Annotated in this window: 7 protein-coding genes and 1 pseudogene; 7 read left to right on the top strand and 1 reads right to left on the bottom strand. The window is 58.3% G+C overall.

Translation table 11 applies throughout. The features are described 5' to 3' along the window. The 7 genes and pseudogenes from AAFO90_RS18900 to AAFO90_RS18870 form a co-directional block, all read left to right on the top strand. Positions 1–91: pseudogene (locus AAFO90_RS18900) on the top strand (IS5/IS1182 family transposase); the annotation flags it as partial. Then, entirely contained in the window at positions 92–313 is a 222-nt protein-coding gene (locus AAFO90_RS18895; protein ID WP_347510380.1) for a tail protein X, read from the top strand. Then, positions 304–1,311, top strand: a complete 1,008-nt coding sequence (locus tag AAFO90_RS18890) for a contractile injection system protein, VgrG/Pvc8 family (protein ID WP_347510379.1) — start codon at positions 304–306, stop codon at positions 1,309–1,311. The genes AAFO90_RS18895 and AAFO90_RS18890 overlap by 10 nt, the downstream gene beginning before the upstream one ends. Positions 1,312–1,827: 516 nt before the next feature. Continuing rightward, the gene (locus tag AAFO90_RS18885; RefSeq protein ID WP_347510378.1) at positions 1,828–3,252 is read left to right on the top strand and encodes a circularly permuted type 2 ATP-grasp protein; all 1,425 of its coding nucleotides are present in this window, start codon (positions 1,828–1,830) and stop codon (positions 3,250–3,252) included. A 1-nt stretch (position 3,253) separates the two neighbouring features. Continuing rightward, positions 3,254–4,195 carry an alpha-E domain-containing protein gene (locus AAFO90_RS18880; protein ID WP_065272804.1) on the top strand — a complete coding sequence of 314 codons (942 nt, stop codon included), beginning with the start codon at positions 3,254–3,256 and terminating at the stop codon, positions 4,193–4,195. Further along, complete coding sequence (locus AAFO90_RS18875; RefSeq protein WP_347510377.1) at positions 4,196–4,993, top strand: transglutaminase family protein; 798 nt, start codon at positions 4,196–4,198, stop codon at positions 4,991–4,993. Positions 4,994–5,029: 36 nt separating this feature from the next. After that, entirely contained in the window at positions 5,030–5,761 is a 732-nt protein-coding gene (locus AAFO90_RS18870; RefSeq protein ID WP_347510376.1) for a peptidase, read from the top strand. Positions 5,762–5,920: 159 nt separating this feature from the next. Here AAFO90_RS18870 and AAFO90_RS18865 read toward each other — a convergent pair whose 3' ends face one another. Continuing rightward, positions 5,921–6,061 (bottom strand): hypothetical protein, encoded by a 141-nt coding sequence (locus tag AAFO90_RS18865; protein WP_347510375.1) that lies wholly within the window; start codon positions 6,059–6,061, stop codon positions 5,921–5,923. Between the last annotated feature and the right edge of the window lie 8 nt (positions 6,062–6,069).

The raw sequence follows: 6,069 nt of genomic DNA, 5'->3' as shown, positions 1-6,069 counted from the left end.
GAAGGATTGGGAAAAATCCATCGCCAGCGCGGCAGCTTGGGTCACAATCGCACACATCCGCCGCGTCACGCGGATGCTCGCAAGACAATGAATTCACTCGAAAAGTTTTGAATCAGACTCTAAGGAGGGCGAAACGCTCGACGAGATTGTCTGGCGTCACTACGGCGCCGAGATCCGGGGAGCGCTCGAAACAGTGATCGAGGCGAACCAAGGCATTGCCGCGCTGGGGCCGATCCTGCCGCTGGGCACCCGGCTTTTGCTACCTGTGATCGATGCCCCGAAAGAAGCCGAAAGCCTGCGCCTATGGGATTGATGGATTTCCGTCCGTTCTTTCGCGTCACTGTCGACGGCGAGGATATCAGTAGCATTCTGGCGCCGCGCATGGTCAGCCTGCGCGTTGCCGATGGAGCGGGGGTCCAGTCCGACCACGTCCAGATTACCTTGAGCGACACCAACCTGTTCGCCAAGATCCAGGAACCGCGTGCGGGCGCCGAAATCAAGGTCTGGCTGGGGTTCCCGCTGAGCCTGACTTACATGGGCCTGTTTATCGCTGATACAATAGAGGCAGGTGGCCCCCCGGATGCCGTGACGATCACCGGCACCGCATCGGTGAATGGGGAAACCACCAGCGGAAAGACGGCGCTGACCGATCAAAAAAAGCGGAGCTGGCCCGCAGGCACCACCGTCGGCGCCATGGTCGACAAGATCGCGGGCGAGCACGGCCTCGAGGCGATGGTTTCCGAAAGTCTGCGTGACGAAAAATTGCCCCATATCGACCAGATCGACGAAAGCGATATCAACCTCCTGTCGCGGATTGCACGGGATTTCGACGCGATTGCCAAGCCGGGCAACGGGCGCCTGATCATGACCCGGCGCGGGGAAAGCGTGACGGCATCCGGCCAGCCCATGCCGGTTGTGGAGGTCCGCAAAAAGGCGGTGACCGAATGGCGTTACCGCAACAGCCTGCGTGAGCGGGTCGGGCGCGTGATCGCCACAACGCAGGATCTCAAGGCAGGCAAGCCGGTCGAGGTCGAGGCGGGCGAGGGCGATCCGGCAGTCCGGTTGCGCCGCCGCTTTCCCGACAAGGCCACGGCCCAGCGAACCGCAGAAGCGGAGTTGAAGCGCCTCGCACGGGCAGGGCGCAGCTTCTCGCTGACGATGCCGGGCAACCCCGATGCGGTTGCCGAGGCACGGCTAAACGCCATCGGGTTCCGGTCCTATGTAGACGGTGAATGGCTGATCAGCCGGGCGGTCCACGTTCTCGATAGCGGCGGTTATAAGACCTCGATCACAGCCGAGCCGGTGAAATAGGCGTTTTACACTTTCTCCCTACGTTCACCTTGTGTTTTGTAAAAAAACCACCGCCCAGCCGTTGAAAAGGTTAGATTTTCGCTAGATTTAGGTTCTGGCGCCGCAAGGCGTGGGGGTTCAAGTCCCTTCACCCGCACCACTCTATCACGTTAGAAAAGAAAACTCTCGTGGATTGGGATGGTTGCCCGTTTCAAAGTTGCAGCTGTGCTTGCGGTGGGTGTGCTTTTGGAATGTGTAGCGCGATTGCCTCATGCGAGATCTGTTAGCCAAGACCGTGAGCGACATTTTTCTGTCTGGTGTCAGATCTTTGTTCCGCTGCTTAGTCGATAACGACAAACTGCCGAGCGCGTGGATTCGATTGTGGAGTAACCTAAGTCCAAAAATGGCTCAGGCCGCGAAGCTGACGTCTCGTTGCGTAGGTGCGATTGCGCTCAAAAAATAGGCATCGACCGATGCGGCAGGGGCTAAAAAGTTGTCAGTTCTTGTGCTATGCTACGTGTCTGGCAACGGTTAGGTATGACGAGTAAAGATAAATTTTTCGACGAAATGTGTCGCTCAAACGGTGTGCGGGGTCCCTACGACCGCTACCATGCATGGTTCAACCAGCAGGACGTTGTGCGCCTTGCCCAGAAATCCGAAGAGGCGGAGCGATTTTTCCGACGCACCGGCATTACATTCAATGTCTATGGTCAGGATGATGCGGAAGAACGGCTGATCCCCTTCGACCTGATACCCAGGATTCTATCGAACCGGGAGTGGAGCGCCCTTGCCCGCGGCGTTGATCAGCGGGTGCGGGCGATCAATGCCTTTCTGCACGATATCTACAACCGGCAGGAAATCCTGCGGGCGGGCATCGTGCCGATCTCTGTAATTGCGCAAAACGATGCCTTCCTGCCGCAGATGATCGACTTTACTCCCGCTGGTGGCGTCTACACCCATATCGTCGGCACCGACATCGTGCGCACGGGCGAGAATGAGTTCTTCGTACTTGAAGACAATGCTAGGACGCCCTCCGGGGTCAGCTACATGCTGGAAAACCGGGAGACGATGCTGCAGATGTTCCCGGAGCTGTTCAGCCAGATCAAGGTACAGCGGGTCAGCGATTACCCCAAGAACCTACGCGCCTCGCTTGAGGCATCAGCCCCGCCGAATTGCGAAGGCCGCCCCTTTGTGGTGGTGCTGACGCCGGGAATTCACAACTCGGCCTATTACGAGCACAGTTTTCTCGCCGATCAGATGGGGGTCGAGCTGGTCGAGGGGCACGACCTGCGCATCATTGACGGGCGGATCAAGGTCCGCACGACACGCGGATACCGTACCGTTGATGTGATCTATCGCCGGGTCGATGATGATTTCCTTGACCCGCTGACCTTCAACCCGCAATCCATGCTGGGCGTGCCGGGCATCATGGACATCTATCGCGCGGGCAACATTACCATTGCCAACGCGCCCGGCACGGGGGTGGCCGATGACAAGGCGATCTACAGCTACATGCCCGAGATCATTGAATTCTATACCGGCGAAAAAGCGATACTGAAGAACGTGGAGACGCATCGCTGCTCTGAGCCGGACAGTCTGAAATACGTGCTGGATAACCTTTCCGACCTGGTGGTGAAGGAGGTGCACGGATCGGGCGGCTACGGCATGCTGGTTGGCCCCGCGGCCAGCAAGAAGGAAATCGAAGCCTTCCGGGAAAAACTGATCGCGCGCCCGGCCAACTATATTGCCCAACCAACGCTGAGCCTGTCGACCGTGCCGATTTTCACTGAAAAGGGCCTGGCCCCGCGCCATGTCGACCTGCGGCCCTTCGCGCTGGTTTCACCCAAGGAGATCAACATTACGCCGGGCGGTCTTACCCGCGTTGCCCTGACCGAGGGCAGCCTTGTGGTGAATTCGAGCCAGGGCGGCGGTACCAAAGACACCTGGGTCCTGGAGAGCTGATATGCTGGGAAAAACTGCAGGCGGTCTGTACTGGATGTTCCGCGGGCTTGAACGGGCCGAAAACACCGCACGTCTGATCGAAGCGGGGTTCCGTATTGCCCTGACGCGCTCCACGGATCCAGCATCGGACTGGCGGTCGATCATTGTTGCCGCAGCGCAAAAACAGGGCTTTGACGCAAGGCATCTCGAATACACCAGCCAGAACGTCAGCGATTATTTGCTGCGGGAGCCAAGCAACCCAAGCTCGGTCCTGTCGGTGATCAAGGCAGCGCGAGACAATGCGCGACTTGTCCGCACCGCATTGACCACCGAAGTCTGGATTGCCGTGAACGAAACCTGGATGGTGCTGACGGATCTTCTTAAAACACCTGTGTCCGAGGCGGACCTGCCACAGACGCTTGAAGCGATCCGGCATCAATCTGCCCTTGTGCGCGGGGCCTTGCACGGCACCATGCTGCGTAACGATCCCTATAACTTCTGCCGTCTTGGCACCTTTATCGAACGGGCGGACAGCACCGCGCGGATTGTGAATGTGAAGTATCACGCACTTCTGCCATCGCCGTCCTTCGTCGGAAGCAGGCTCGATAATGTGCAGTGGGAAATGATCCTGCGCTCGGTCTCGGCGCACCGGTCCTTTCGTCACGCGTTTGACGATGATTTCAACGCCGCCAGCATCGCAGAGTTTCTTTTGCTCGATGAACGCTTCCCCCGGTCACTGGCGTTCTGTGCCTGCAACATCACCTCAAATCTTGCGGCCCTCTGTCCGACCGGAGGCGAGGAAAGTGGTAGTCTGAAGGCAGCGCGTGCCCTGCAGGCACGGTTGCAGCACCGGGACATCGGATCCATCTTCGAAGACGGGCTTCACGAGTTCATATCGCAATCGATCATCGATATCGCCGACATCGGCACGAGGATCGAACAAGAATACAGGTTCATCAGTTAGATGCGCATCAAGATCGCCCATAACACCACCTACATCTACGATCATCCCGTATCCGGCGCCCTGCAACAGGTCCGTTTGCAACCTGTCGACGGCCCCCTGCAACAGGTAAAAAACTGGGACATCGATGTGGAGCACGGCAGCGTTGCGGCAAGCTATCGTGACCATCACGGTAACCGCGTCAGCCTGATCTGCGCGGACGAAGGGGCAACCGGGTTGACGATAACCGCCCGCGGCGAGGTGGACACCGAGGACAAAGCCGGGGTGCTTGGCCCTGTCTATGGTCGTGCCCCGCTTTGGTATTTCCAGCAATCCACCGCTTTGACCAAGGCTGGCCCGCTGATCAAAGCGATCGCAGATGGCGTGCCGGACCAAGGGAGCGAGCTGGAAAAGATGCACCTGCTGTCCGCGGCCGTCCTTGGCGCCGTGCCCTATACGCTCAATGAAACCCATACCGAAACCAAGGCGGAAGAGGCTGCGGGTCAGGGCAGCGGGGTCTGCCAGGATCACGCAAATATCTTCATTTCCGCGGCTCGCCTGCTGGGGTTTCCGGCGCGTTACGTCAGCGGGTATCTGGTCATGGACGACCGGATCGATCAGGATGCCAGCCACGCCTGGGCTGAAGCCCATATCACGGGGCTGGGATGGGTCGGCTTTGACGTCTCTAACCAGATCTCACCGGACGAGCGCTATGTGCGGCTTGCCATTGGACGCGACGCCCATGATGCTGCGCCGATCTCAGGCCTGCGGATAGGGCACGGTGAGGAGTCACTCATTGTATCTTTACAGGTGCAGCAGTAAGAAAGTTTCGCGATCTTGATCTGTTGGTGACTCCCTATGACTTACTGCGTGGCGATGCGGCTGAACCATAGCCTTATTTTCATGTCGGATACGCGCACCAATGCGGGTGTCGATAACTTTGCCTCCACGCGCAAGATGTTCACGTTCGGCGTCCCGGGGGAGCGCAGCATAACGATCATGACGGCGGGTAACCTTGCAACAACACAGGCCCTGATCAGCCTGCTGCGCGAACGTACCGAAGCCGCCGATGACCGTGATCCCGGAATTCTGAACCAGCCCACCATGTTCCAGGTGGCCCGTCTGGTCGGCTCGACCCTACGCGAGGTGATTTCCTACAGCACCCCTGAGGGGCAGCAATCGTCGGATGCCTTCAGCGCCTCTGTCATCGTCGGGGGCCAGATCAAAGGCGGCGCGCCGACGGTGTTCCTTGTCTACCCCGAAGGCAATTTCATCGAAATTTCCGAAGACACGCCATTTTTCCAGATTGGTGAAACCAAATACGGCAAACCCATCCTCGTGCGGGCCTTCGGACCGGAAATGTCGACAGAGGACGCGCTGAAGCTTTTGCTGGTTTCATTCGATTCAACCGTCAAATCAAACCTCTCCGTCGCACCGCCGTTTGATGTGCATGTGTATGACAACGACAGCTTTGATCAGAGAAGTATTTCCCGGATTGAAATCGACGATCCGGCCTATCAGGCGATTTCATCGGGCTGGGGACAAGCGCTGAAAGAGGCCTTGGACGGGTTGCCTGCCTACAAGATCTAGAACGCGTTGCTGCTTGTGTGTTTCCGGCCCCACGTGTGATGCTCCTGCGGCCGGATTTGTGGTCCGGATATTGGAAGCCTATCAGAGCAAGCGATATCCTGTGGCCTGCCAAAGTCGCGTGGTTGTGGTTGCTGACGAAAGGGGATTTGGGCTGATCCATTACGCCGGATCGCGCTGCGTCCTACCTTTATCCGGCGCCTTGGTGATCCGGCGGATCAGGCGGCGGTTGGACCAAGGACGGCGAAGTTGGGAGAATTGGCCTGCACGCTGTAGAACAAAGATCATGCTGTCGGAACTCATTTACGTTC

Origin of the sequence: Phaeobacter sp. CAU 1743 (assembly GCF_039839315.1) — a bacterium.
Lineage (GTDB): Bacteria > Pseudomonadota > Alphaproteobacteria > Rhodobacterales > Rhodobacteraceae > Phycobacter > Phycobacter gallaeciensis_A.
Note: the sequence above shows the minus strand (reverse complement) of the source record. Positions and strands in the feature narration are given on the sequence as shown.

Bases quoted from the DNA above. Each gene is read 5' to 3' on its own strand.
- AAFO90_RS18865 (WP_347510375.1), bottom strand. From the start codon at position 6,061: ATGAGTTCCGACAGCATGATCTTTGTTCTACAGCGTGCAGGCCAATTC.
- AAFO90_RS18870 (WP_347510376.1), top strand. From the start codon at position 5,030: ATGACTTACTGCGTGGCGATGCGGCTGAACCATAGCCTTATTTTCATG.
- AAFO90_RS18880 (WP_065272804.1), top strand. From the start codon at position 3,254: ATGCTGGGAAAAACTGCAGGCGGTCTGTACTGGATGTTCCGCGGGCTT.
- AAFO90_RS18885 (WP_347510378.1), top strand. From the start codon at position 1,828: ATGACGAGTAAAGATAAATTTTTCGACGAAATGTGTCGCTCAAACGGT.
- AAFO90_RS18875 (WP_347510377.1), top strand. From the start codon at position 4,196: ATGCGCATCAAGATCGCCCATAACACCACCTACATCTACGATCATCCC.
- AAFO90_RS18890 (WP_347510379.1), top strand. From the start codon at position 304: ATGGGATTGATGGATTTCCGTCCGTTCTTTCGCGTCACTGTCGACGGC.